Source organism: Yinghuangia aomiensis (genome assembly GCF_039542225.1).
Lineage (GTDB): Bacteria > Actinomycetota > Actinomycetes > Streptomycetales > Streptomycetaceae > Yinghuangia > Yinghuangia aomiensis.
The window spans coordinates 1-24,387 of record NZ_BAABHS010000001.1 but is presented as its reverse complement, the minus strand read 5'-3'; the positions used below and the strand labels follow the sequence as shown (position 1 = coordinate 24,387).

Sequence of the window (24,387 nt, the reverse complement as noted above, 5' to 3'; positions counted from 1 at the left end):
GGGTGTGTCACGCCACAACCCGCCACGGGTTCCGCCATCCGCCTGACACCGTGTCATTCCGGCGCGCAGCGGACACCCGTGCCCACCCCGGCGGAACGGGCCGGGTCAGGCGGCGACCGCCCCTTCCAGCGCCAGGATCCGGTGCAGTTTGGTGATCACCAGAATGCGGTGCACCGGGGGTGTCACCCCGCGCAGCACGAAGCGCCGCTCCCGGCGGCCGGCGCGGCGGTGTATCGCGACGAGCAGGCCGAGCCCGGTCGCGTCGAGGATCTCGACCTCGGACACGTCGAGGACGAAGTCCCCCACGCCGCGGTCGACCGCGGTGTGCACGCGCTGGCGGACATCGGCGGCCGTGTGCACGTCCAACGCCCCGCGCAGATGAAGCTCGTGGTCGTCGCCCCAGACATGCATGTCGCCTCCTCCGGGTGGGAGCGGCCCGTCGGGCCTCTGCTGGCGCCTGGCCGCCGGGCGTGCACGTCAGGCCTTTGCGTCAGAGAGTGCCCATCAGACCACCGGAGTTCCCGATTGCTCCGATTCCTTGAGGAAAACCACCCCTTCGAGCGACAACAGCCGGTCCGGGATCATTCCCGGACCGGCTGCGCACCACCTGTCGCGTACGTCTCATCACGCACGCTCCGCCTCCCGACGCCGTTGTGCCCCGTCGGCCGCCCGCGAATCCGCAGGGCGCCCCGGATCACCCGAACGTCGCGCGGATCACTCGTACGAGTAGAAGCCCTTGCCGCTCTTCCGGCCCAGGTCCCCCGCCGTGACCATGCGGTTCAGCAGCTCGGGGGCCGCGAACTTCTCGTCCTTGGTCTCGTCGTAGATGTTGCTCGTGGCGTTCCGCATGATGTCGACGCCCGTGAGGTCGATCGTCGCGAGCGGGCCCATCGCGTGGCCGAAGCCGAGCTTGCACGCGATGTCGATGTCCTCCGCCGTCGCGACGCCCGCCTCGTACAGGCGCACGGCCTCGGTGGTCAGCGCGGTGATCAGGCGTGTGGTGACGAAACCGGCGACGTCCCGGTTCACCACGATGCAGGTCTTGCCGACGTTCTCGGCGAACGTGCGGGCCACGGCCAGCGTCTCGTCGGACGTCTTGTAGCCGCGCACCAGTTCGCACAGCTGCATGAGCGGGACCGGGGAGAAGAAGTGCGTGCCGACGACGAACTCCGGACGCGACGTGACCGCGGCGATCTGGGTGATCGGCAGCGCCGAGGTGTTGGAAGCCAGCACCGCACCGTCCTTGGCGACGGCGTCGAGCTGCCGGAACACCTCCTGCTTGACCTCGATCTTCTCGAACACGGCCTCGACGACGAGGTCCGCGTCGGCGACCGCGTCCAGGTCGGTCGTGACGGTCAGGCGCGCGAGGGCCGCCTCGGCGTCCTCCGCGGACATCCTGCCCTTGGCGACGAACTTCTCGTACGACGCGCCGATGCCCGACTTCGCCCGCTCCAGCGCGGCGTCGGTCACGTCGCGCAGGGTCACCTCGTAGCCGTTCTGGGCGGACACCTGCGCGATGCCGGCGCCCATCAGCCCGGCACCGATCACTGCGATCTTCTTCGTCACGTCGAACCTCTCTCGTACACGTTCACGTACATGCGCTCGTACATGCGATACCTGTCGCGAGAGTAACGGCCACTCGATCGGCCCCTGCCGCTGGTCCCGTATACACCCCCTGGGGCACCCTGGAAGGGGAGGCGAAATGGACCGTTCGTACCTGCTCACGCCGCTGGTCGGGTTCGCCGTGGTGGCCGTCCTCGCGGCAATGCTGCGCTGGACGTTCTCGCGCGGGCATTCGCTCGTCGCGCGTGTCCCACGGCAAAGCACACCCGACGACTACGGCCTGCTGGTCGCGATCGCCGAGCCCGCCGACCGGGCCGCCGGACGCCGCCTCTGCCAGGTGCTGGTCGCCGACGGAATCCGCTGCACCCTGGTCGACACCACCGAAGGCCTTCGCCTCATGGTCTGGCCGCCCGACGAGGAAGCCGCCAAATCGGTGCTGGAACGTCACCAAGGCTGAATCCGCCCGCCCGCCGAACGCGGTTGCCGGCAGGCGCGCCGACGTGGCCGAACAGCGCGAAGGCCGGTGGGCCCGGCGGCGGCTCCCTAGCATGAGCCCACTGCGATGACGGCTCGGGGACCTGCATCGGCAGTCCGAAACACGCTGGGACACGCGTGGGACACGCTGGGAGGGCCCTCTTGTTCACCGGCCGACGGACCGCACTCGATGCCATACGCACCCCCGGGGCAGTGATGCCGTCGCCCTACGACAGCGGCGACCTCTATCCGGACGAGTACCACCGGGCGGGCGAGCCGGGCAACGCCTTCGCCCGGCAGCACTACGAGCAGTCGGCACGCTACCTGGCATCGCTCCGCGCGGTCGTCGAGGACGACGCCCGCGCCATCACGGAGATGCGCCGCTTCGAGCGGCGGCACCCCGACGTCGCGACCGGCCGCGGGGCGGTCTACGTCCACCGCGAGTCCGGTGCGGACACCACGAAGCTGATGTTCCGCGACACCGCCGGTCGACTGCGCGTCCTCAAAGAGGACTTCTCGCCCAGCCTGGAGTACCCCGACGTGTATCCGCGCGGGTTCTGGGCCTCGCCGGACGGGGCGCACGTCATCTATTCCGACGCCGACCACGTCGACGAGAGCGGCGCAACGCTGCACATGGTGCGGACCGATACCGGCGAAGCCGTCACTGCGCCGATCGAAGCCGGTTTCCCGTCCGGCAGTTGGATCGACGACCGCCGGTTCCTCTTCGCCAAGGCCGCTCCCGGCGAAGAGCAGCCTTGGCGTCAGCATTGGCGGCTCTTCCTGCGGACCCTCGGCCCGGACGGAAACGCCACCGATCGGCCTGTGCCGGAGTTCGAGCGCGCCGCCGACGGCTCCCGCTACGACGTCGTGCCCGGCCCGTTCCCCGGCACGGCAACACTGCTCTCCTACAGCAACATCCTCAACACCCCGCAGTCCGTCCGGGTCGTCGACCTCGACGGCCGGGGCCGCGGCTTCCCCGTGCAGCGCGAGAACCGGGTCCTGGCCCGGGTCCGCCCCGGGCCGGCCCGCGAAGACGGCGCCCGCCCGCTGTTCGTGCTGCGGAACGACCTGCGGTCGTTCCGGGCCGGACGCGTCGTCCTCGTCGAACCACCCAAACGCCGCTGGTTCCGCCGACCACGTCGGCGGCAAATCGTCGCGGGCCGGCGCGGCGACGTCATCCGCGAGATCGAGGTGATCGATCGCGGCCCCGGGCGGCTCCCCTCGCTCGCCCTGTCCATCCGCCGTCACGGCGCCGAAGCCCGGGTGGACATCGTCGACCTGAAGAAATCGCGGTGGCGCGGCCGGCCGACGGCCGCACGCCGCTGGACGGTGCCCCTCCCGGACGCCCAGCCCGTCACCGCCACCGACAGGCGTGTCCCGGTCCGCGGGTGGTACGGCACCATCGCGGCCATGACGCCCAGGCCCGGCCTGGACGGCCGCGGCGGCCTGCACATCGAGTACGCCGCCCGCGAGTCCGTCCCGCACCGGCTCTACCACCTCGACACGATCAAGCCCGGTGTCGCGCCCCGCCGCGTCGCCGGCCCGAGCCGAGCCGAAGCACGTGCCAAGGGCGTCCCGGACGTCACCGTCACCCTGCACCGGGCCCGCAGCGGCGCCCTCCGCAAAACGTCACTGCTCGTCGTGCGGCCCACGCACGTCCCGGCCGAGGTGAAGCTCCCCTACATGTACTCGGCCTATCCCTTCTTCAACCTCGCCGTACAGAACCCGAATTTCGACCCGGCGATGGCCAAGGCGCTGGCCAAGGACATCGCGTGGGTCCACGCGCCGGTTTACGGGGGCGGCGCGCACAGCTACCGCGAAGTGACCGCCCCACGGGCGGTGGCGCGCCGCCGCGCGGTCCGCGACATGGCCGCCGGCACCCGGTTCCTCGACGGCGTACCGGGATTGGACCGCGCACGGCGCTTCGGCTTCTTCCAGTCCGCCGGCGGCATGACCCTGCTCGATGCCGTCCGCCATCTGCCGCACCGGTTCGCGGGATTCGTGGGCAACGTCCCGGCAACCGATTCGCTGCGCAAGGGCCGGGGAAACCACCCGGTCCACATGCGTATCGACCTGCGGCGCGACCGGCGCGCCGGGCATGCCCAGGCGGGAGGTATCCGGGAAGCGCCGACCGGCCCCCGCAAGCCGATCAGGCTCATCCCCGGTGTCGTCGATTTCCGCGTCCCGCCCGAAGGCGTGCTGCGAACGGCTGCGGCTCTGGAAGACGCCCAGTTGCGTCGGCTCGGCCCATTCGCCGACAAGCTCAAGGACGGACCCCGCGGGTACCTCTACGTGATCGCCAACGACAGCGGGCACTTCCCCGCGGCCGGGCCGCAGGCGGTGATCTCGGCGGTCGTCGGCGAGATCACCGGACGCCACCCGCTCGCCTCCGCGGTCAACATCGCGGGCCCCCGGATCCCGCCCGGCGTCGCCGTCGCCCCGAACGCACCGGCGCCGCTCCAAGCCGCCGAAACGCGGCGCCGAGCCGTCCCCGTCCAAGTCGCGGCACGCTCCGGCCTCGTGGCGGCCGGACGGGCCGTGGCGAGCCGCCTCACGGGCCCGGTCACGCGGGCCGGCCGGACGCGCGGCGCGCGGCACGTCGCCCCGCAGAAGCCGCCCACCGACCGTCAGGCGGCCCGCGGGCCGGACCGGCGCACCCGGGAAATCGTGCGCCTGCTCGGCCGGTAGCGCCCGAGGCGCCGCTCCCCGCGGCCCTCCCGGACAGCCGATCCGGCAGGCCGTCAGAAGCGCGGTTCCGGCTCCAACTCGCGCTGGATCGAGCCGCCCAGCGCGGTGAGCTGGCTGACCAGGTCGTCATAGCCGCGGTCGATGTGGTGCACGCCGCTGACCAGCGTCTCGCCGTCCGCGACCAGCCCCGCCAGCACCAGCCCGGCCCCCGCCCGCACGTCGGTGGCCACGACCGGGGCACCGGAGAGCCGCTCCACGCCGCGCACGATCGCGTGGTGGCCGTCGGTGCGGATCGAGGCGCCCAGCCGCAGCAGTTCCTGGAGGAACACGAACCGCGCCTCGAAGATGTTCTCGGTGATCATCGCGTGCCCGTCGGAGACCGCGTTCAGCACCGCGAACTGCGGCTGCATGTCGGTCGCGAACCCCGGATACGGCAGCGTCACCACGTCCACCGCGTGCGGCCGCCGTTCCATCACCACGCGGAACCCGTCGTCCAGCGCGGACACCGCGGCCCCCGCCGCGGTCAGCTTGTCCAGCGCGATCTCCAGGTGCTCGGAGCGCGCGTTCCGCACCATCACGTCCCCGTGCGTCACCGCCGCCGCAACCGCGAACGTGGCCGCCACGATCCGGTCCGGGACGGTGCGGTGCCGCACCGGCGCCAGCCCGTCCACCCCGTGGATCTCCAGCATCGACGTGCCCGCGCCGTCGATCTTCGCGCCCATCGCGGTCAGCATCGCGCAGATGTCGACGATCTCCGGCTCGCGCGCCGCGTTGTCGATCACCGTGGTGCCCTTGGCCAGCACCGCCGCCATGAGGATGTTCTCGGTCGCGCCCACGCTCGGGAAGTCCAGCCACACCGACGTACCCACCAGGCCCTTGGGGGCCTTGGCGATCAGGTAGCCGTGCTCGTTCTCCACCGTCGCACCGAGCTTGACCAGCCCGTCTATGTGCATGTCCAGACCGCGCGACCCGATCGCGTCGCCCCCCGGGAACGCCACATGCACCTCGCCGCAGCGGGCGAGCAGCGGGCCCAGCACCGAGATCGACGCCCGCATGCTGCGCACCAGGTCGTAGTCCGCCTCGTGGCCGGGCACGGCCGGCACGTCGATCGACAACGTGCCGGTGCCGACTCCTTCGACCACGCAGCCGAGCCGGCGCAGCAGCTCGCTCATGATCGACACGTCCAGGATCCGGGGCACCTCGTCGAGGACGGTCACCCCCTCCGCGAGCAACGCCGCGGCCATCAACTTGAGCGCGCTGTTCTTCGCGCCCGTCACGCGCACCTCACCGGCGAGCCGAGCCCCGCCTGTCACCCGGAACCTGTCCATCACGGCATCGTAGGGTCTCCGGAGACCCGTTCCGACCACCGTCCGAAAGCCGGGTGGGCACCGTCGCACAGGTGTGACACGTCCGCGTAAATTTGCGGACATGGTCAACCTGACACGCATCTATACGCGTACCGGCGACGACGGTACGACAGCGCTCGGCGACATGAGCCGCACATCCAAGAACGACCCGCGCCTGGTGGCGTACGCGGACGTCGACGAGACCAACGCGGTCCTCGGGGTGGCCCTCGCGCTCGGCCGCCTGGAGCAGGACGTCGCGGACCTGCTGACCCGCATCCAGAACGACCTGTTCGACGTCGGCGCCGACCTGTGCACGCCGATCGTCGAGGACCCGAAGTACCCGCCGCTGCGCGTCGAGCAGTCCTACGTGGACGCCCTCGAAGCCGCGTGCGACCGCTACAACGACGACCTGCCGAAGCTCCGCAGCTTCATCCTCAACGGCGGCACCCCCGGCGCCGCGCTGCTGCACCGGGCCCGCACCGTCGCCCGCCGCGCGGAACGCAGCACGTGGGCCGCGCTGGACGCGCACGGCGAAGCGATGAACCCGCTGACCGCGAAGTACCTCAACCGGCTGTCGGACCTGCTGTTCATCCTCGCCCGGCACGCGAACCGGGAGAACGGCGACATCCTGTGGGTTCCCGGCGCCAACCGCTGAGCACCGTCAGCCCGAGCGGGACCCGTCGCGCTCAGGCGACGTTGACGCGCTGTCCGGGAGGCGCCGCCTCCAGCCACGCCAGGAACCCGGTCAGCGCGTCCTCGCTCATCGCCAGCTCCAGGAGCCGCCCGCCGTGGCTGCACACCAGCACCACGGCCCCGGCCAGCAGCGCGAGTTCCTCCTGCCCGACGGGCAGGCGGCGTTCGATGACGACGATGTCGTGGCGCTCCAGCGTCCGGCGCGGACGGGGCGCATAAGAGAAGACCCGGAACCACTCGATGCGGTCGCCGCTGTAGCGGGCGATGCCGAACACCCAGCCCTTGCCGTGGTCCACCGCGAGCGGCGGCACGGCCTCGCCGTCGGCGGAGGCGGGCTCGGCAGGGTCTGCGGGATCCGCGGGAGAACTTCCCCGGGAATCGGACGCGGCGCCTTCCGGGACCGAACTCCCGGACGGCGCCGCGGCGGAATCCGCCCCCTCGCGGGAGGGGGCGGGTGGTACCTCGGGCAAAACGCGCAGCGAACAGTCGAACGTGCCGCCCGGCCGCTGGATCAGCCGGCGCCGCAACGCGAACACGCCGATCGCCAGCGCGGTCGCGACGACGACGGCAAGGACCACCGCCAGCAGTACGAGGACCATCTCGTCAGACCTCCTCGTTCCGTCTGCGTCCTGGTCCCCGGCCGGCCGTGGACTCGCGTCAGCGTCCGTGCGTGGCCACGCGCAGGCGCGTGTCGGCCCGGCGCTCCGCGGCCACGTCCTTGTCGTGTCCGGCCCGCTCGAACGCGCGCTCGGCGCGGGCGACGTCGATCTCGTCGGCCAGCTCGGCGATTTCCGCGAGCACCGCGAGACGGTTGTTCTCGAACGACACGAACCCGCCGTGCACCGCCGCGACGACGGTGTTCCCGTCGGCCTGGCGGATCGTCACCGGGCCGGACTCCAGGACACCGAGCAGGGGCGTGTGCCCGGGCTGCAGACCGACGTCGCCGTCGGTCGTGCGGGCGACCACGATCGTGGCCTCGCCCGACCACACCTTGCGGTCGGCCGCGACCAGCTCGACGTGCAGCTCAGCCAACGTGGGCTCCTCAGGTCGTACGGACGGGCGCGCTCCGCCCGGCCGTGGCCCGCGGCCCGGAATGCCTCCGGCGCGGGATGCTGTCAGAATATCCGCCCCGCGGACCCCGATTCCAACCGGGACCGCGGAGACCGCTGGACCGCGCGTCCGGCCCGGGAGGCCGGGACGCGCGGGGCTCCGCGCAGGGCGAGGGACGGCCCGGACCGGACCGCCCCTCGCACCTGTACGGACGTACCGCCTGCCGGGCGGCCGCCGGGAACCTGTCGGAAACCCGTCGGCCGCCGCGGACCGCGTCAGCTCTTGGCGAGTTCCGCGATCTTCTTCTCCAGGTCGTCGAGACCACCCAGCATGAAGAACGCCTGCTCCGGAGCGTGGTCGTACTTGCCGTCCGCGATCGCGTTGAACGCCTCGATCGTCTCCGACAGCGGCACGTCCGATCCGTCGAGACCGGTGAACTGCTTGGCGACGTGGGTGTTCTGCGACAGGAACCGCTGGATGCGGCGAGCGCGGTGCACGACCAGCTTGTCCTCTTCGGAAAGCTCGTCGATACCGAGGATCGCGATGATGTCCTGGAGGTCCTTGTACTTCTGCAGGATGTTCTTGACCCGCATCGCGGTGTCGTAGTGGTCCTGCGCGATGTACCGCGGGTCGAGGATGCGGGACGTCGAGTCCAGCGGGTCCACGGCCGGGTAGATGCCCAGCTCGGAGATCGGACGCGAGAGCACCGTCGTGGCGTCGAGGTGCGCGAACGTCGTCGCCGGGGCCGGGTCGGTCAGGTCGTCCGCGGGGACGTAGATCGCCTGCATCGAGGTGATCGAGTGGCCGCGGGTCGAGGTGATGCGCTCCTGGAGGATGCCCATCTCGTCGGCCAGCGTCGGCTGGTAACCCACCGCGGAAGGCATGCGGCCGAGGAGCGTGGACACCTCGGAGCCGGCCTGCGTGAAGCGGAAGATGTTGTCGATGAACAGAAGCACGTCCTGCTTCTGCACGTCGCGGAAGTACTCCGCCATCGTCAGCGCCGACAGGGCGACGCGCAGCCGGGTGCCCGGCGGCTCGTCCATCTGGCCGAAGACCAGCGCGGTCTGCTCGAGCACGTTCGAGTCGCGCATTTCGTCGATGAGGTCGTTGCCCTCACGGGTACGCTCGCCGACGCCCGCGAACACCGACACACCGTCGTGGTTGCGCGCGACACGGACGATCATCTCCTGGATGAGGACCGTCTTGCCGACGCCCGCACCACCGAAGAGGCCGATCTTGCCGCCCTTGACGTACGGGGTCAGCAGGTCGATGACCTTGATGCCGGTCTCGAACATCTCGGTCTTCGAGTCGAGCTGGTCGAAGTCCGGGGCCTTGCGGTGGATGCCCCAGCGCTCGGCGACCTCGAACTTCGCCTTCTCGACGTTCAGCGGCTCGCCGAGGGCGTTGAACACCACGCCCTTGGTGATGTCGCCGACCGGCACCATGATCGGCGAGCCGGTGTCGGTCACCGAGGCGCCGCGGGTCAGGCCGTCCGTCGGCTGCATCGAAACCGCGCGGACGATGCCGTCACCGAGGTGCTGCTCGACCTCGAGGGTGAGGGTCTTGAGGCCCTCGCCCTCGCCCTGGCCGGTCAGGTCGACGGTGACCTTGAGCGCGTTGTAGACCTCGGGCATCGCGTCGACGGGGAACTCCACGTCGACGACCGGGCCGATGACCCGGGCGACGCGGCCCGTGGCCTCGGCCGTCGTTGCAGTGGCAGTCATTCTCATTCACTCCCCGCGGTCGCGTCGGCCAGGGCGTCAGCGCCACCGACGATCTCGCTGATTTCATTGGTGATTTCGGCCTGACGGGCGTTGTTCGCGAGCCGCGTCAGCGTACGGATGAGTTCCTCGGCGTTCTCGGTGGCCGACTTCATCGCCTTGCGCCGCGCCGCGTGCTCGGAAGCCGCGGACTGCAGGAGGGCGTTGTAGATGCGGCTCTCGACGTACCGCGGCAGCAGCGCGTCGAGCACGCCGTCCGCCGAGGGCTCGAACTCGTAGAGCGGGAAGGCGCCGCCCGGGGGCTCCTCGTCCGTGTCCTCGACGACCAGCGGCAGGACCCGGTGCGCGACCGGCTGCTGCGTGAGCATCGAGACGAAGTCGGTGCTGACGATGTGGATCTCGTCCACACCGCCTTCCTCGGTAGGCGTGACGAACGCGTCGATGAGCGCGCCGGCCACCTTCTTCGCGTCGGTGTACTCCGGGTTGTCGGAGAAACCGCTCCACTCGCCGGCCAGCGTCCGGTCGCGGAACCGGTTGTAGCCGACACCCTTGGCGCCGATGACGAAGCGCAGTACTTCCTTGCCCTCGCCCTGGAGCAGCTCGACGAGCTGCTCCGCGGTCTTGATGGCACCGGAGTTGTACGCGCCCGCGAAACCGCGGTCACTGGTGACCAGCAGCACGGCCGCACGCTTCGCGTCCGGCTTGGCCTCGGTCAGCGGGTGCTGCGCGTTGGAGAAGGTGGCGACCGCGGAAACCGCGCGGGTCAGCGCGTCGGCGTACGGCTTGGCCGCCGCCACGCGCTGCTGCGCCTTGACGATCCGTGACGCCGCGATCAGCTCCTGGGCGCGCGTGATCTTCTTGGTCGCCGACACGGAACGGATCCGACGCCGGTAGACCCGAAGTTGGGCTCCCATGGGTCAGGACTCTCCGTTCTCAGTGGCCGGACTTGACGTGGCGCTTGATGGTCTCCTGGCCGACCTCGTCCTTGCCCAGCGCCTCCACCGCGACGTCGCTGATCAGCGGCGAACCGTCGGCCTTGGTGAAGATCTGCTTGAAGGACGTGATCGCGTCCGTCATCGCGTCGATGGTGCCGTCTTCCAGCTTGCCCGTCTCGGCGATGGTGGTCAGGATCTCCTTGCGCGAGGTGCGCAGGGTGTCCAGGAACTCGCGCTCGAAGCGGCGGATGTCCTCGACCGGGACGTCGTCCAGCTTGCCGGTGGTGCCGGCCCAGATGGAGACGACCTGCTCCTCCATCGGGAAGGGCTGGTACTGGCCCTGCTTGAGCAGCTCGACCATGCGCGCACCGCGCTCCAGCGAGCTCTTCGACGCGGCGTCCAGGTCGGAACCGAAGGCGGCGAACGCCTCCAGCTCGCGGTACTGGGCGAGCGTCAGACGCAGCTGGCCGGAGACCGACTTCATCGCCTTGGTCTGCGCGGAACCACCGACGCGGGAGACCGAGATACCGACGTTGACGGCCGGGCGGACGCCCTGGTTGAACAGGTCCGACTCCAGGAAGCACTGGCCGTCGGTGATGGAGATGACGTTGGTCGGAATGTACGCCGACACGTCGTTCGCCTTGGTCTCGATGATCGGCAGACCGGTCATCGAGCCCGCGCCCAGCTCGTCCGAGAGCTTCGCGCAGCGCTCGAGCAGGCGGGAGTGCAAGTAGAAGACGTCGCCCGGGTAGGCCTCGCGCCCCGGCGGGCGGCGCAGCAGCAGCGACACGGCGCGGTACGCCTCGGCCTGCTTGGTCAGGTCGTCGAAGACGATGAGGACGTGCTTGCCCTGGTACATCCAGTGCTGGCCGATGGCCGAACCGGTGTACGGCGACAGGTACTTGAAGCCGGCCGGGTCGGACGCCGGGGCGGCGACGATGGTCGTGTACTCCATCGCGCCGGCCTCTTCGAGCGAGCGGCGAACGCCCGCGATCGTCGAGCCCTTCTGGCCGACGGCGACGTAGATGCAGCGGACCTGCTTCTTCGGGTCGCCCGACTTCCAGTTCTCACGCTGGTTGATGATCGTGTCGACGCAGACCGCGGTCTTGCCGGTCTGGCGGTCGCCGATGATCAGCTGGCGCTGGCCGCGGCCGATGGGGGTCATCGAGTCGATGGCCTTGATGCCGGTCTGCATCGGCTCGTGGACCGACTTGCGCATCATGACGCCGGGGGCCTGCAGCTCGAGGGCGCGGCGGCCCTCGTTCTCGATCTCGCCCTTGCCGTCGATCGGGTTGCCCAGCGGGTCGACGACGCGGCCGAGGAAGCCGTCGCCGATCGGCACCGAGAGGACCTCGCCCGTGCGGCGAACCGTCTGACCCTCTTCGATCGAGCTGAAGTCACCGAGGATGACGACACCGATCTCGCGCACGTCGAGGTTCAGCGCGAGGCCGAGGGTGCCGTCCTCGAACTTCAGCAGTTCGTTGGCCATGACCGAGGGCAGGCCCTCGACATGGGCGATGCCGTCCGCGCAGTCGCTGACAGTGCCGACTTCCTCGCGCGACGCCGCGTCGGGCTCGTACGAGTCGACGAAGCGCTCCAGCGCGTCCCGGATCTCCTCCGGCCGGATCGTGAGCTCCGCCATCTGGTGTCCCTGCTCTCCTAGGTGGTGGGGTTACGGTCCGCCGTGGCGACGGAATCTCGGAACCGCGTGCTGCTGTGTCTGTTTACGCTGTCAACCACTGAGTCGACCGCGGGCCAACGTTCGCGCCGGTCAACGCACCAGGGTGCGTCCGGCCTCCTCAAGGCGGGTCGCGACGGTGCCGTCGATGACGTCGTCACCGATCCGCACGCGCACGCCCCCGAGAACCTCGGGGTCGACCTCGACGTTGAGGTGCACCGGGCGCCCGTAGAGGCGGCCCAGCGCGGCGGCCAGGCGGGTGTTCTGCTCCTGCGTGAGGGGCAGAGCCACCGTGACCAGGGCGACCATGCGGCGCCTGCGCTCGGCGGCGAGCCGGGCGTAGCCCTCGAGCCCTGCCTCCAGGCTACGGCCCCGCGGCTGCGCGACCAGGCGGGTGATCAGGCGGCGGCTGGACGCGTGGGCGCGTCCCTCCAGGAGCCCGGACACCAGCTCGGCCTTGCGGCTGTCCGCGATGGACGGGTTCGTCAGCGTGGACCGCAGCTCGCGCTGGCCGGCCACGATGCGGCCGAAGCGGAACAGTTCGTCCTCGACGTCGTCGAGGTCGCCGTCCCGTTCGGCACTGATGAGTTCGGCGTCGACCGACAGTTCGTCGATCGCGTCGACCAGGTCGCGCGGCTGCGACCAGCGCGCCCGGACCAGTCCGCCGAGCAGGTCGGCGGACTCGCCGCCGATCTGGCCGTCGAGGAGCTGGGCCAGGAACGCGGCCCGGGACTCCCCGGAGCGCGCCGGGTCGGTCAGGACCCGGCGCAGCACCGGCGTGCGGTCGAGCAGCAGCACGACGGAGTTGAGGTCCTCGGCCAAGGCCACCATGGACGAGCCGGTGGACTGGGCGAGCCCGTCCAGGCGCTCGCGGGCCTCGGTGAGCGACTGCCGGCTGGCGCCCTGCATCAGCGCACCTGCTCGGCGGTCGCGGCCGCGGCCTTGGTGTCCAGTTCGTCGAGGAAGCGGTCGACGATGCGGCGCTGGCGCGCCTCGTCTTCCAGGGACTCTCCGACGATCCGGCCGGCCAGCTCGGTGGCGAGCTTGCCGATGTCGTTCCGCAGCACGGTCTGCGCCTGGTTGCGGTCGGCCTCGATCTGAGCGTGGCCGGACGCGACGATCTCGTCCTTGATGCGGGCGCCTTCGGCGCGCATGTCGGCGATCGCCGCGGCGCCCTGCTCACGGGCGTCCTCGGTCAGGCGGCCGGCTTCACGACGGGCGTCGATCAGCTGAGCGCGGTAGCGCTCCAGCTCGGCCTGGGCCTCGGCCTGGGCCTCTTCCGCACGCGCAAGGCCGCCTTCGATGGCGTCCGTACGGTCCGCCAGCGTCTTCGCGATCCGCGGCAGGAGGACCTTGCCGAGGAAGAAGAAGACGATGAGGAACGCCACGCCACCGATGATGATTTCGTCGAGCGGCGGGAGCAGAGGGTTCTGCTCACCTTCGCTGGCGAGGTAAATCACGGTGGGAACCTCCGTTGGGGGGTTAAGCGTCACTTACCGAAGACGAACGGCATCACGACGCCGATGAGGGCGAGCGCCTCGGCGAGGGCGAAGCCGAGCAGCATGTTCTGGCGGATCAGGCCGGTCGCCTCGGGCTGGCGGGCCATCGCCTGGACACCGTTACCGAAGATGATGCCGATGCCGACGCCGGGGCCGATCGCCGCGAGGCCGTAACCGATGGAACCGAGGCTGCCGGTAACTTCAGCGAGAAGCATTTGGGCTGTTTCCTTTATTCGAGGCCGGTGGACTTTCCACCGGACGACGGTCGAGGAGAGAGTTGGTCTGGTGTCTCTCAGTGCTCTGATTCGAGCGAGCTGGAGATGTAGGAGGCGGTCAGCAGGGTGATGATGTACGCCTGCAGCCCCTGGATCAGCAGCTCGAACGCGGTCAGAGCGACGACCACGACGAACGACGTCGCCGAGTACAGGGCGCCGATGGTCGGGCCGAGCAGGTACCAGGCCGCGACGCTGAAGGTCACGATCAGCATGTGGCCGGCGAACATGTTGGCAAAGAGCCGCACGGCCAGGGTGAAGGGCCGGACGATGATGTTCGAGAGGAACTCGATCGGCGCGAGGAGGACGTAGATCCACTTCGGCAGGCCGGGCGGGAACATCATGTTCTTGAAGTAGCCCACGAAGCCCTGGTGCTTGATGCCCAGGTACAGGTAGGTGAGCCACACCATGGCGACGATGGAGACCGGGTACGCGATACGCGAGGTGACCGGGAACTGAGCGATCGGGATGATCGACATCAAGTTCATGATCCATACGAAGAAGAACATCGAGACCAGGAAGGGGACGAACTTGTCGCCCTTCTTGCCGATCGTCTCCCGCGAGATCTGGTCGCGTACGAACAGGTAGCCGAGTTCGCCCACGTTCTGGATACCGCGCGGAACCAGCTTCGGCTTCGAGAACGAAGCCCAGAAGAAGCTGATCACGATGAGCATCGAGATCAGGCAGAGCAGCATCGGCTTGGTGAAGTCGAAGCTGCCGATCGAGAAGATCGGCTTGAACTCGAAGATGTCCAGACCGGGGGCGGGGAAGCCGCAGCCGTCGTCAAACAGGTGACAGCTGCTGGCGAGCTGGACGTCAGCAGCCACCATCGACTCCTTCGTCGTGAAGCATCTTTGCGGCAACCTCAGTGTGTCGGCGTGGCTTTCGGCCACGGAGCGGCACGCAGCAGGAGCGGTTTACGACCTGCCGTGGCGGACATAGACAAGGACCAGGGACAGAGCGACTCCGACGATCACGCCGATCGGCAGGAAGAGCGTGGAATGCCCCGTCCACCGGTCGATCAGCCAGCCCAGGCCCCCGTACACGGCCATTCCGGCCAGGATGTAGCTGATGCTCGACCAAGCGGCGTCGGCCAGCTTCGGGTCCTTCGGAACCTCGTCTCGGGAACCGTTCGGACCGTGGCGGCGTCCACTCTCGCTCATGACGCACCGGACGATAGCAGGAGGCAAGGCCGGTTTCTGCACCCGCCCCGTCGATCATGCGTCATCGCTTCCCGTCCGGCTCGACGTAAGCGATCTTGAGCTGGCTGAACACCCGCACCTGCGCGGCGATCCACACGAGCGTCGCGGCCAGAATCGCCAAGGCGAACACCTTGGTGTCGAACCACGTGGCATCGGCGAACGCGAACAGCAGGATCGCGACAGCGCCCACCTGAACGAGATACGTCAGCATCGCCATGTTCATGATCATGAACGGGTTGCCGTTCGTGATCTTTCCGATGGCGATCTGCCCGAGCGAGAAGAACGCAAGGACGACCACCGACGCGAACGCCGCGCCGATGAGGCCCTTGGATCCTGCGACAACCGTGCCCACGATCATCGCGACGATCGCGACGACGGCCGTGGGGATGGCCGAGCCGCGCAGAAGCCGTGCGTCATTGGCCTGCATGTCGGTGTCTCCGGCAAGAGTCTGGGGTGCGGGGGGTGTTCCAGGGTCGTTCAAGGGCAATTCCGGTGCGTCACCGGGAGGCCTGGGGTGATGTCCCCCGGACTGCGCTGAGTTCGGGACCCCGATCTCTCGGTTTCCCTAGGGTCCATCGGCCCTTACTCCTGGTTCGTGAACGGTATCACAAACTATTTGAGCAGAGCTTTACCCGTTCCTGTGCCCAAGCTCACAGCAGCGGAGACTGGGAACGCGAGCGCGTTCCCGATACCGGAGCCGACCCCGGCTGCGTCCCGGACTCGCTTCCCCGCCAAGGCTGTTGGCCGTGTTCGGCGGTCGCGCGGTGGTGCTCGTCCTCGGCCGTTATGACAGAGCCGTCGGCGCTTCCGGCGCTGTCGGCTACGTCACGTGCGCGACGGCGGCCGCGCCCGCGGTACCGCGGCGGCACCACACCGTGCAGCGTCTTCGGAACCCGCGGCCGGAACCACGGCAGCATCAGCACCAGCAGTCCCAGCGCGATGAATCCGAGACCCGCGTACACGATCGGCCGCCGGTCCGGACGGACCGAAATCAGCACCGTGAACGACGCGATCAGGCCGGACCAGAAGTACATGATCAGCACCGCGCGGCTGTGCGAGTGCCCGATCTCCAGCAGCCGGTGGTGCAGGTGGCCCTTGTCCGCGGCGAACGGCGACCGGCCGGCCCAGCCGCGCCGGGTGACCGCCATCACCAGGTCGATCAGCGGCACGATGAGCACCGCGAACGGCAGCACCAGCGGGATGTACACCGGCACGAGCTTGTGGGTGGCGAACGTCTCGGAGCCCGCCTGCGCGGCGATGACCTCGGGGTCCAGGCGCCCGGTCAGCGTGATCGCGGCGGCGGCGAGCATCAGGCCGATCAGCATCGAGCCGGAGTCGCCCATGAAGATCCGCGCCGGGTGCAGGTTGTGCGGGAGGAAGCCGGCGCAGATGCCGATGAGGAGCGCGGTGAACATGGTCGGTGCGGCGGCGCCTTCGATGCCGTAACCGAACCAGAGCCGGTAGGCGTAGGCGAAGAACGCGACGGCGGCGATGCAGACCATGCCCGCGGCCAGGCCGTCGAGGCCGTCGACGAAGTTCACCGCGTTGATGGTGATCACCACGACGGCGATGGTGAGGATGGCGCCCTGGGTGGGCGTGAGGCTGACGGTGCCCTGGCCCGGGATCGGCAGCCACAGGATGACGATGCCCTGCCACACCATGACGCCCGCGGCCAGCGCCTGGCCGAGCAGCTTGATGATCGCGTCGACGCCCCACTTGTCGTCGACGACGCCGAGCAGGCAGATCAGCGCGCACCCGGACAGCAGCGCCTGCACGTCGGTGGAGCCGGTGAACACGACTTCCATGCCCGGCAGGTGACGGGCGATCAGCAGGCCGGCGCACAGGCCGCCGAACATCGCCATGCCGCCGAGCCGCGGGGTGGGTTCCTTGTGCACGTCGCGGGCGCGGATCTCGGGCATGGCGCCCGCCGCGATCGCGAACCTGCGGACGGCACCCGTCAGGAGGTAGGTGACGGCTGCCGAGACGAACAGCGTCAGCAGGTACTCGCGCAAGACTCAGCCACCGTCCCCGGACTCTGCCAACCGCCGCACACAGGTACTCAGCACGGGCAGCACATTAAGGGTCATCGTCGTTCCGACGCACGTCAGGCGTCAGAGGGATGCATCCACCGGAGCAGGGTACGCCGGATGCGAGGCCACCAGATCCGCGACCGCGGCCCGGATCTCCGGCGCGGCGCTCCCGTCGGTGTCCCGCACGGCCCGTCCGACGAGCGTCGCGATCTCCTTCATCTCGCCGTCCGCCATGCCCTGCGTGGTCACCGCCGGGGTGCCCACCCGGATGCCGGACGCGATCATCGGCTTGACCGGGTCGAACGGGATCGCGTTCTTGTTGAGGGTGATCCCGGCGCGTTCGCAGCGGATCTCCGCGTCCCGTCCGCTCACCCCGAGGCCGCGCAGGTCGAGCAGCGCCAGATGGGTGTCGGTGCCGCCGGAGACCGCCCGCATGCCCTCGGCTTCCAGGCCGGTCGCGAGGGCCTGCGCGTTGGCGATCACCTGCCGGGTGTAGGCCGCGAAACCGGGCTGCGCGGCTTCGCGCAGCGCGACCGCTTTGGCCGCCACGGCGTGCATCAGCGGGCCGCCCTGACAGAAGGGGAACACCGCTTTGTCGATTCGTTCCGCAATTTCCTCGCGGCACAGGATCATGCCGCCGCGCGGCCCGCGCAGGGCTTTGTGGGTGGTGCAAGTCACCACATCCGCGTACGGAACGGGCGACGGGACCGCCCCGCCGGCCACCAGGCCGATGAAGTGCGCGGCGTCCACGACCAGGTACGCGTCCGCCTCGTCGGCGATTTCTCGGAAGAGCGAGAAATCGACCAAGCGCGGGTAGGCGGTGGCCCCGCAGATGATCATCTTCGGCCGGTGCCGCAGTGCCAGATCACGGACCTGGTCGTAGTCGATCGTCTCGGTGCGCTCGTCCACCCCATAGGCCACGGTGCTGAACCAGCGCCCCGAGAAGTTCACCCGGGACCCGTGGGTGAGGTGCCCGCCGTGCGGCAGCGACATGGCCAGCACGGTGTCGCCCGGCACCAGCAGCGCCGCGTACGCGGCGAGGTTCGCCGAGGCGCCCGAATGGGGCTGGACGTTCGCGTGCTCCGCGCCGAACAGCATCCGGGCGCGTTCGACGCCGATCTCCTCGGCGCGGTCGACGAAGGCGCAGCCTCCGTAATAGCGGCGGCCCGGGTAGCCCTCCGCGTATTTGTTGGAGAGGGTGCTCCCGAGGACCGCGAGCACCGCCGGTGAGGTGAAGTTCTCGCTCGCGATCAGCTGCAGGCCTTCGCGCTGCCTGGACAGTTCGCCGAGGACCACGTCGGCGATGTCCGGGTCGGTCTCGCGGAGCAAAGAGAAGTCCGGGCCCCAGAAGGGGACGTCGGTCGTGCCCATGGCACAACTCCTCACGGAGGGACGGGGAGGAAGGCACCTCCACTGTAGGTCGGAGAGACCTACATCACATCCCCGTCCGGGCAGTCAACGCCGTCAACATCGGGTCGATCGCCGTGTTGATCTCCGACGCGCAGGCCCGGAAGACGGTCAGCGGCGACCCGTACGGGTCCGCCACCTCGTCCCATTCCGGGCCGGGCGCGGCCAGTCTGCCGCGCAGCGCGGCCGCGGCGCGCACCAGGAAGCGGCCGCGTTCCACCAGGTCGCCGTCCGGCACCGCGGACCCGTCCAGGACGCCGACCAGACGGGTGAACTCCTTGAGCGTGAAGGTCCGCAGACCGGACGCATGCCCCATCGACACCACGTGCGCCCGGTGGTCGAGCGTCGCGGTGAGCACCAGGTCGGCCTCCGCGACGTGCTCGTCCTGGAGTTCGCGCCCGCGGAAGTCCTCCGGGTCGCCGCCGAATTCGCGCACCACCTCGGCGGCGAACGGCTCCATCAGGGCGCCTTCGTGGCCCCACGTGCCGGCGCTCGCGAGGGCGATCCGGCCCGACTCGTAGCCGGCCAGCCGGCGCGACAGGCCCAACTGGGTGAGCCGCTCGGCGATGGGCGACCGGCAGATGCTGCCCGTGCACACGAAAAGGATGCGGAACGGACCCCCGCCGGGGACGGGCTCCGAGGGCGGGGGCGGCGTCAATTGACGCCCTCCAAGTCGGGCACGACCTCGCGCAGCGTCTCCAGGGACAGCGCACCCTCGCGCAGCAGGCGCGGGCGGCCGCCGGTGACGTCGACGATCGACGACGGCAGCGTCGCCGGGCACGGGCCGCCGTCCAGGTACACCGACACGGACTCGCCGAGCTGCGCCACGGCCTCGTCGACGGTGGTCGCCGCCGGGTTGCCGGAGCGGTTCGCGCTGCTGACCGCCATCGGCCCGGTCTCGTTGAGCAGCTCGATCGCGACGGGGTGCAGCGGCATGCGCACCGCGACGGTGCCGCGGGTCTCCCCCAGGTCCCACTGCAGCGACGGCTGGTGGAACGCCACGATCGTCAGCCCGCCCGGCCAGAACGCGTCGACGAGCTCCCAGCCGACCTCCGGGAAGCCGGTGACCAGGCCGTGCAGGGTCGTCGGCGAGCCGATCAGGACGGGCGAGGGCATGCTGCGGCCGCGGCCCTTGGCGTCCAGCACGGCCTTGACGGCATGCGGGGAGAACGCGTCGGCGCCGACGCCGTACAGCGTGTCGGTGGGCAGCACCACGACCTCGCCGCGCTTGACCGCACTGGCCGCCTCGCGCAGGCCGAGCGCGCGGTCCGTCGGGTCCGAGCAGTCGTACCGTCGGCTCATCGGAAGACGCCTTTCAGGGGGAGGTCGGCAGAAGGCGGGAAGCACGAGAGGCGCGCGGTCACGCCCCCTCCTTGCGCGCCGTGGTGAACCGCGGTCTGTTGTTGAGGTCGCGGTGGTCCGCCGCGTCCACCCAGCCGGATTCCTCGTTGAAGATCCACGGCACGGTGCCGCCCTGCGTGTCCGCGTGCTCGACGACCACCAGGCCGCCCGGACGCAGCAGCCGGTACGCGGTCGCGCACAGGCCGCGGATCACGTCGAGCCCGTCCTGCCCGGAGAACAGCGCCATCTCCGGATCGTGGTCGCGGGCCTCGGGGGCCACGTTCTCCCACTCCTCGAGCGGGATGTACGGCGGATTGCTGATCACCAGGTCCACCGTGCCGTTGAGCTGCGGCAGCGCGAGGAGTGCGTCCCCGTGGTGCAGGTTCACGCGCGACCCGGAGGCATTGCGCATCGCGAACGCGAACGCCCGCTCGTCCAGCTCGACGGCGTGCACCACCGACCGCGGCACCTCCTGCGCGACCGCCAGCGCGACCGCGCCGGACCCCGTGCACAGGTCGACCACCAGAGGCTCGGCAACATCCATCGCACGCAGCGCGTCTATCGCCCACCCGACGACCACCTCGGTCTCCGGGCGCGGCACGAACACCCCCGGGCCGACCTCGAGTTCCAGGTAGCGGAAGAACGCCCGCCCGGTGATGTGCTGCAACGGCTCACGGGCTTCGCGGCGCGCCACCGCCTCCCAGAACCGCGCGTCGAAATCGCCGTCGGCGACCGTGTGCAGCTCGCCCCGCTTGACCCCGTGGATGTAGGCGGCCAGCTCCTCGGCGTCGAAGCGCGGCGAGGGGACGCCCGCGTCGGCCAGTCGCAGGGTGGCCTGGGCCACCTCGGCGAGCAGCAGGTTCATCTTTCTCCGTCCGCAGTCCCGGGGGCTGGTCCTCGGGAAGGTGCCGTGAAGGTGCCCGGGCGGCCCGGGAGCCGCCCGGCGGCCGGTCGCCACCCCGTCGGGTGGGCCGGCCCGCGCTCAGCCCGCGTGGGCCAGTCTGGCCGCCATGTCGGCGTCCACGCACGCCTGGACCACGGCATCCAGGTCGCCGTCGAGCACCTGGTCCAGGTTGTACGCCTTGTAGCCCACCCGGTGGTCCGAAATCCGGTTCTCCGGGAAGTTGTAGGTCCGGATCCGCTCCGACCGGTCGACCGTGCGAACCTGGCTGCGCCGTTGGTCGGCGGCCTCGCGCTCGGCCTCCTCCTGCGCCGCGGCGAGCAGCCGGGACCGCAGGATCCGCATCGCCTGCTCCTTGTTCTGGAGCTGGCTCTTCTCGTTCTGGCAGGACGCCACGACACCGGTCGGCAGGTGCGTGATGCGGACCGCCGAGTCGGTGGTGTTGACCGACTGCCCGCCCGGCCCGGACGACCGGTACACGTCGATGCGCAGGTCGTTCGGGTTGATCTCGACGTCGACGTCCTCGGCCTCGGGCAGCACCAGCACGCCCGCCGCGGACGTGTGGATGCGGCCCTGCGACTCGGTGGCCGGAACCCGCTGCACGCGGTGCACGCCGCCCTCGAATTTCAGCCGCGCGAACACCCCTTCGCCGGGCGCCGGGCTGCCCTTCGCCTTCACCGCGACGGACACGTCCTTGTAGCCGCCGAGGTCCGACGCGTTGGCGTCGATCACCTCGGTCTTCCAGCCCACCCGCTCCGCGTAGCGCAGGTACATGCGCAGCAGGTCGCCCGCGAACAGCGCGGACTCCTCGCCGCCTTCACCCGCCTTGATCTCCAGGATGACGTCCTTGTCGTCCGCCGGGTCGCGCGGCACGAGCAGGTGTCGCAGACGCTCGGCGAGTCCCTCGCGGCGCCGCTCCTGCTCGTCCGCCTCCGCGGCGAAGTCCGGGTCCTCGGCGGCGAGTTCGCGGGCGGTGGCGATGTCGTCGCCGGTCTGCACCCAGGAGCGGTACGTGTCGACGATCGGGCTCAGCTCGGCGTACCGGCGGCCGAGCGTGCGGGCCTTCGCCTGGTCGGCGTGGACCTGCGGATCGGCGAGCCGCCGTTCGAGATCGGCGTGCTCGGCGAGCAGTTCGTCCATCGCCTCGAACACGGGGTGCTCCTGTCGCTCGGAAAAGTCGCGTGGGATTCGCTGGGGAATGCCGCTCGGGAAAACCGCTCGGAATGCGGGGTGCCTCGGGAGGGGCGGAGAAACCAAAACGGCGCCGGAGGGGGGTGGGTGCGGCTCAGCAGAGCCGCACGGTCCCCTCCGGCGCCGAAGGTCGCTACTTGGTCCCCGCGACCGGGCCCTTGCCGAAGCGCTTCTCGAAGCGGGCGACGCGGCCGCCGGTGTCGAGGATCTTCTGCTTGCCCGTGTAGAACGGGTGGCACTGCGAGCAGACCTCGGCCTTGATCTGGCCGTTCGGCGCAGTGCTGCGGGTGGTGAACGAGGCGCCGCACGTGCAGGTGACGACGGTCTCCACGTACTCCGGGTGGATGTCGGGCTTCACAGGAGTCTCCTTGACGAATTCGGGAGGGCACCGGGTCGCCGCCCTCGCCGGACGGGCGAGGCGGACGTGAACCGGGGCCGACATACCAGTCTGCCAGTCCGCCCGGCCCCGACCAAAATCGGGTCCCCGCAGGGGGAACCGGCGAGGCCGCGCGGAGCGGCGGACGCAGCGGAGGGCCCCGCCGCGGCGGGGCCCTCCTGACTGCTTTCGGCGCTGCTTCGGCTCTGCTGCGACTACTGCGGCAGGGCCCCCGCGGCGCCGGACCGACGTCAGTCGTTCGGCATCGGCGTGGTCTTCTGGATCTGCAGCAGGAACTCGGCGTTGCTCTTGGTCTTGCGCATCTTGTCCTGGAGCAGTTCGATCGCCTGCTGCTGCTCGAGCGCGTGCAGCACGCGCCGCAGCTTCCACACGACCGCGAGCTCGTCCGCGGCGACCAGGATCTCTTCCTTGCGGGTGCTGGACGCGTCGACGTCCACCGCCGGGAAGATGCGCTTGTCGGCGAGCTTCCGGTCGAGCTTCAGCTCCATGTTGCCGGTGCCCTTGAACTCCTCGAAGATCACCTCGTCCATGCGCGAGCCGGTCTCCACCAGCGCGGTGGCGAGGATCGTCAGGGAGCCGCCGTTCTCGATGTTGCGCGCGGCACCGAAGAAGCGCTTCGGCGGGTACAGCGCGGTCGAGTCGACACCACCGGACAGGATGCGGCCGGACGCCGGCGCGGCGAGGTTGTACGCACGGCCCAGGCGGGTGATCGAGTCGAGCAGCACGACGACGTCGTGGCCCAGTTCGACGAGCCGCTTGGCCCGCTCGATCGCCAGCTCGGCGACGATCGTGTGGTCCTCGGCCGGGCGGTCGAAGGTCGAGGAGATGACCTCGCCCTTGACCGACCGCTGCATGTCGGTGACTTCCTCCGGACGCTCGTCGACCAGGACGACCATCAGGTGGCACTCGGGGTTGTTGTGCGTGATCGCGTTGGCGATCGCCTGCAGCACCATCGTCTTGCCGGCCTTCGGCGGCGCCACGATGAGGCCGCGCTGGCCCTTGCCGATGGGGGCGACCAGGTCGATGATCCGGGTCGTCAGGATGTTCGGCTCGGTCTCCAGACGCAGCCGGTCCTGCGGGTACAGCGGGGTCAGCTTGGTGAAGTCCGGGCGCTGGCGCGAGTGTTCCGGCTCGGAACCGTTCACGGTGTCCAGGCGGACGAGCGCGTTGAACTTCTCGCGGCGCTCGCCGTCGCGCGGCTGGCGCACCGCGCCGACGATCGCGTCGCCCTTGCGCAGGCCGTTCTTGCGGACCTGGGCGAGGGAGACGTACACGTCGTTCGGGCCCGGCAGGTAGCCGGAGGTCCGCACGAAGGCGTAGTTGTCGAGGATGTCCAGGATGCCCGCGACCGGGATCAGGACGTCGTCGTCGGCGACCACGGGCTCGTTCGTCTCGAAGCCGTCGCGGCCGCGGCGCCGGTTGCGGTCGCGGTAGCGGCCGCGGCGACGGCGGCCGCCGCCCTCGAAGTCGTCGTCGTCCTGCGGCTGGGCGTTGTCGCCGCCGCCGCGCTGCTGCTGCTCGCCGCGGTCGGCGCCGCGGTCCCGGTCGCGGTCGCGGTTGCGGTCGCGCCCGGCGCGCTGGCCGTCGCGCTGATCGACGCCGTCGCCGCCGCGGTCGCGGCGCTGGCCTCGCTCCCGGCGGTCCCGGCGGCTTTCCCGCTCGCCGCCTTCGCCGCGGCCGGACTGGCCTTCCTCGGCGGCGGCCGCGGGCTGCTCGCCCTCGGCCTTCTCGGCGGCACGCTCGGCGGCACGGCCGCGGCGCGGCGCGGCTTCGGCGGTGTCCGCGGCCTCGCCGCGGCGCGAGCGGGCGACCTCGCCGGCCGGCTGCTCGGGGATTTCGATGGTCTGCGGCGCGACCGGCGCGCCGGTCGCGGCGGCGGTGGTCTGCGCGGCGGTGCTCGGGGCGCTCTGCGAGACGTCGGTGACGCCACGGCGCGCGGCACGGCGCGGGCGGGCGGCGGGCTCGGCGGGGGCCTGCGCGGCGCTGTCGGCGGCGGGCT

Annotated in this window: 25 protein-coding genes; 3 read left to right on the top strand and 22 right to left on the bottom strand. The window is 70.4% G+C overall.

What is annotated here, in order from left to right:
• Nucleotides 1–105: 105 nt before the first annotated feature.
• Together ABEA93_RS00125 and ABEA93_RS00120 are read right to left on the bottom strand one after the other, a co-directional pair.
• Nucleotides 106–411 carry an STAS domain-containing protein gene (locus ABEA93_RS00125; RefSeq protein WP_345673110.1) on the bottom strand — a complete coding sequence of 102 codons (306 nt, stop codon included), beginning with the start codon at nt 409–411 and terminating at the stop codon, nt 106–108.
• 303 nt (nt 412–714) lie between these two features.
• Entirely contained in the window at nt 715–1,566 is an 852-nt protein-coding gene (locus tag ABEA93_RS00120; protein WP_345673109.1) for a 3-hydroxyacyl-CoA dehydrogenase family protein, read from the bottom strand.
• 136 nt (nt 1,567–1,702) lie between these two features.
• Here ABEA93_RS00120 and ABEA93_RS00115 point away from each other — a divergent pair, with 136 nt between their 5' ends.
• Together ABEA93_RS00115 and ABEA93_RS00110 are read left to right on the top strand one after the other, a co-directional pair.
• Nucleotides 1,703–2,020, top strand: a complete 318-nt coding sequence (locus ABEA93_RS00115; protein WP_345673108.1) for a hypothetical protein — start codon at nt 1,703–1,705, stop codon at nt 2,018–2,020.
• Between the two features lie 179 nt (nt 2,021–2,199).
• A complete protein-coding gene (locus ABEA93_RS00110; RefSeq protein ID WP_345673107.1) occupies nt 2,200–4,725 on the top strand; it encodes a hypothetical protein in 2,526 nt (841 codons plus the stop codon).
• A 53-nt stretch (nt 4,726–4,778) separates the two neighbouring features.
• Here ABEA93_RS00110 and murA read toward each other — a convergent pair whose 3' ends face one another.
• Nucleotides 4,779–6,053 carry a UDP-N-acetylglucosamine 1-carboxyvinyltransferase gene (murA, locus tag ABEA93_RS00105; RefSeq protein ID WP_345673106.1) on the bottom strand — a complete coding sequence of 425 codons (1,275 nt, stop codon included), beginning with the start codon at nt 6,051–6,053 and terminating at the stop codon, nt 4,779–4,781.
• Between the two features lie 100 nt (nt 6,054–6,153).
• Between murA and ABEA93_RS00100 the strand changes: the two genes are divergently transcribed.
• Nucleotides 6,154–6,726 carry a cob(I)yrinic acid a,c-diamide adenosyltransferase gene (locus ABEA93_RS00100; protein WP_345673105.1) on the top strand — a complete coding sequence of 191 codons (573 nt, stop codon included), beginning with the start codon at nt 6,154–6,156 and terminating at the stop codon, nt 6,724–6,726.
• Nucleotides 6,727–6,757: 31 nt separating this feature from the next.
• On the opposite strand, the gene ABEA93_RS00095 is transcribed toward ABEA93_RS00100, so the two are convergent.
• The 19 genes from ABEA93_RS00095 to rho form a co-directional block, all read right to left on the bottom strand.
• Nucleotides 6,758–7,363 carry a DUF2550 domain-containing protein gene (locus ABEA93_RS00095; protein WP_345673104.1) on the bottom strand — a complete coding sequence of 202 codons (606 nt, stop codon included), beginning with the start codon at nt 7,361–7,363 and terminating at the stop codon, nt 6,758–6,760.
• 58 nt (nt 7,364–7,421) lie between these two features.
• Entirely contained in the window at nt 7,422–7,796 is a 375-nt protein-coding gene (locus tag ABEA93_RS00090) for a F0F1 ATP synthase subunit epsilon (RefSeq protein ID WP_345673103.1), read from the bottom strand.
• A 293-nt stretch (nt 7,797–8,089) separates the two neighbouring features.
• Entirely contained in the window at nt 8,090–9,538 is a 1,449-nt protein-coding gene (gene atpD / locus ABEA93_RS00085) for a F0F1 ATP synthase subunit beta (RefSeq protein WP_345673102.1), read from the bottom strand.
• Nucleotides 9,539–9,540: 2 nt separating this feature from the next.
• Nucleotides 9,541–10,449, bottom strand: a complete 909-nt coding sequence (locus ABEA93_RS00080) for a F0F1 ATP synthase subunit gamma (protein ID WP_345673101.1) — start codon at nt 10,447–10,449, stop codon at nt 9,541–9,543.
• A gap of 19 nt (nt 10,450–10,468) precedes the next feature.
• Complete coding sequence (atpA, locus tag ABEA93_RS00075; RefSeq protein WP_345673100.1) at nt 10,469–12,112, bottom strand: F0F1 ATP synthase subunit alpha; 1,644 nt, start codon at nt 12,110–12,112, stop codon at nt 10,469–10,471.
• Nucleotides 12,113–12,241: 129 nt separating this feature from the next.
• Nucleotides 12,242–13,057, bottom strand: a complete 816-nt coding sequence (locus ABEA93_RS00070) for a F0F1 ATP synthase subunit delta (RefSeq protein ID WP_345673099.1) — start codon at nt 13,055–13,057, stop codon at nt 12,242–12,244.
• Complete coding sequence (locus ABEA93_RS00065) at nt 13,057–13,608, bottom strand: F0F1 ATP synthase subunit B (protein ID WP_345673098.1); 552 nt, start codon at nt 13,606–13,608, stop codon at nt 13,057–13,059. Before ABEA93_RS00065 ends, ABEA93_RS00070 begins: the two co-directional genes overlap by 1 nt.
• Before the next feature lie 29 nt (nt 13,609–13,637).
• The gene (atpE, locus tag ABEA93_RS00060; protein ID WP_345673097.1) at nt 13,638–13,862 is read right to left on the bottom strand and encodes an ATP synthase F0 subunit C; all 225 of its coding nucleotides are present in this window, start codon (nt 13,860–13,862) and stop codon (nt 13,638–13,640) included.
• A 77-nt stretch (nt 13,863–13,939) separates the two neighbouring features.
• A complete protein-coding gene (gene atpB / locus ABEA93_RS00055) occupies nt 13,940–14,749 on the bottom strand; it encodes a F0F1 ATP synthase subunit A (RefSeq protein WP_345673096.1) in 810 nt (269 codons plus the stop codon).
• An 87-nt stretch (nt 14,750–14,836) separates the two neighbouring features.
• Nucleotides 14,837–15,082 carry an AtpZ/AtpI family protein gene (locus ABEA93_RS00050; RefSeq protein WP_345673095.1) on the bottom strand — a complete coding sequence of 82 codons (246 nt, stop codon included), beginning with the start codon at nt 15,080–15,082 and terminating at the stop codon, nt 14,837–14,839.
• Between the two features lie 61 nt (nt 15,083–15,143).
• On the bottom strand, nt 15,144–15,548 hold the full coding sequence (locus ABEA93_RS00045) for a Cg1360 family ATP-synthase-associated protein (protein WP_345673094.1): 405 nt from the start codon (nt 15,546–15,548) through the stop codon (nt 15,144–15,146).
• A gap of 223 nt (nt 15,549–15,771) precedes the next feature.
• Nucleotides 15,772–17,133, bottom strand: coding sequence for an MraY family glycosyltransferase (locus ABEA93_RS00040; protein WP_345673093.1), 1,362 nt, complete (start codon nt 17,131–17,133; stop codon nt 15,772–15,774).
• Nucleotides 17,134–17,232: 99 nt separating this feature from the next.
• On the bottom strand, nt 17,233–18,522 hold the full coding sequence (locus tag ABEA93_RS00035) for a serine hydroxymethyltransferase (RefSeq protein WP_345673092.1): 1,290 nt from the start codon (nt 18,520–18,522) through the stop codon (nt 17,233–17,235).
• A 64-nt stretch (nt 18,523–18,586) separates the two neighbouring features.
• Complete coding sequence (locus ABEA93_RS00030; protein WP_425584753.1) at nt 18,587–19,216, bottom strand: arsenate reductase/protein-tyrosine-phosphatase family protein; 630 nt, start codon at nt 19,214–19,216, stop codon at nt 18,587–18,589.
• Nucleotides 19,213–19,860, bottom strand: a complete 648-nt coding sequence (locus tag ABEA93_RS00025; RefSeq protein ID WP_345673090.1) for an L-threonylcarbamoyladenylate synthase — start codon at nt 19,858–19,860, stop codon at nt 19,213–19,215. Before ABEA93_RS00025 ends, ABEA93_RS00030 begins: the two co-directional genes overlap by 4 nt.
• Before the next feature lie 58 nt (nt 19,861–19,918).
• Entirely contained in the window at nt 19,919–20,764 is an 846-nt protein-coding gene (gene prmC / locus ABEA93_RS00020; RefSeq protein ID WP_345673089.1) for a peptide chain release factor N(5)-glutamine methyltransferase, read from the bottom strand.
• A gap of 117 nt (nt 20,765–20,881) precedes the next feature.
• Nucleotides 20,882–21,952 (bottom strand): peptide chain release factor 1, encoded by a 1,071-nt coding sequence (gene prfA, locus ABEA93_RS00015; RefSeq protein ID WP_345673088.1) that lies wholly within the window; start codon nt 21,950–21,952, stop codon nt 20,882–20,884.
• A 172-nt stretch (nt 21,953–22,124) separates the two neighbouring features.
• On the bottom strand, nt 22,125–22,349 hold the full coding sequence (gene rpmE / locus ABEA93_RS00010; protein WP_345673087.1) for a 50S ribosomal protein L31: 225 nt from the start codon (nt 22,347–22,349) through the stop codon (nt 22,125–22,127).
• 269 nt (nt 22,350–22,618) lie between these two features.
• Nucleotides 22,619–24,387 (bottom strand): transcription termination factor Rho (gene rho, locus ABEA93_RS00005; RefSeq protein WP_345673086.1); only part of this gene is annotated, 1,769 nt, incomplete at its 5' end.

Bases quoted from the DNA above. Each gene is read 5' to 3' on its own strand.
- atpB (WP_345673096.1), bottom strand. From the start codon at position 14,749: ATGGTGGCTGCTGACGTCCAGCTCGCCAGCAGCTGTCACCTGTTTGAC.
- ABEA93_RS00095 (WP_345673104.1), bottom strand. From the start codon at position 7,363: ATGGTCCTCGTACTGCTGGCGGTGGTCCTTGCCGTCGTCGTCGCGACC.
- ABEA93_RS00050 (WP_345673095.1), bottom strand. From the start codon at position 15,082: ATGAGCGAGAGTGGACGCCGCCACGGTCCGAACGGTTCCCGAGACGAG.
- atpA (WP_345673100.1), bottom strand. From the start codon at position 12,112: ATGGCGGAGCTCACGATCCGGCCGGAGGAGATCCGGGACGCGCTGGAG.
- ABEA93_RS00035 (WP_345673092.1), bottom strand. From the start codon at position 18,522: ATGGGCACGACCGACGTCCCCTTCTGGGGCCCGGACTTCTCTTTGCTC.
- ABEA93_RS00125 (WP_345673110.1), bottom strand. From the start codon at position 411: ATGCATGTCTGGGGCGACGACCACGAGCTTCATCTGCGCGGGGCGTTG.
- ABEA93_RS00025 (WP_345673090.1), bottom strand. From the start codon at position 19,860: ATGAGCCGACGGTACGACTGCTCGGACCCGACGGACCGCGCGCTCGGC.
- prmC (WP_345673089.1), bottom strand. From the start codon at position 20,764: ATGAACCTGCTGCTCGCCGAGGTGGCCCAGGCCACCCTGCGACTGGCC.
- atpE (WP_345673097.1), bottom strand. From the start codon at position 13,862: ATGCTTCTCGCTGAAGTTACCGGCAGCCTCGGTTCCATCGGTTACGGC.
- ABEA93_RS00070 (WP_345673099.1), bottom strand. From the start codon at position 13,057: ATGCAGGGCGCCAGCCGGCAGTCGCTCACCGAGGCCCGCGAGCGCCTG.
- ABEA93_RS00115 (WP_345673108.1), top strand. From the start codon at position 1,703: ATGGACCGTTCGTACCTGCTCACGCCGCTGGTCGGGTTCGCCGTGGTG.
- murA (WP_345673106.1), bottom strand. From the start codon at position 6,053: ATGGACAGGTTCCGGGTGACAGGCGGGGCTCGGCTCGCCGGTGAGGTG.
- atpD (WP_345673102.1), bottom strand. From the start codon at position 9,538: ATGACTGCCACTGCAACGACGGCCGAGGCCACGGGCCGCGTCGCCCGG.
- ABEA93_RS00080 (WP_345673101.1), bottom strand. From the start codon at position 10,449: ATGGGAGCCCAACTTCGGGTCTACCGGCGTCGGATCCGTTCCGTGTCG.
- ABEA93_RS00045 (WP_345673094.1), bottom strand. From the start codon at position 15,548: ATGCAGGCCAATGACGCACGGCTTCTGCGCGGCTCGGCCATCCCCACG.
- ABEA93_RS00100 (WP_345673105.1), top strand. From the start codon at position 6,154: ATGGTCAACCTGACACGCATCTATACGCGTACCGGCGACGACGGTACG.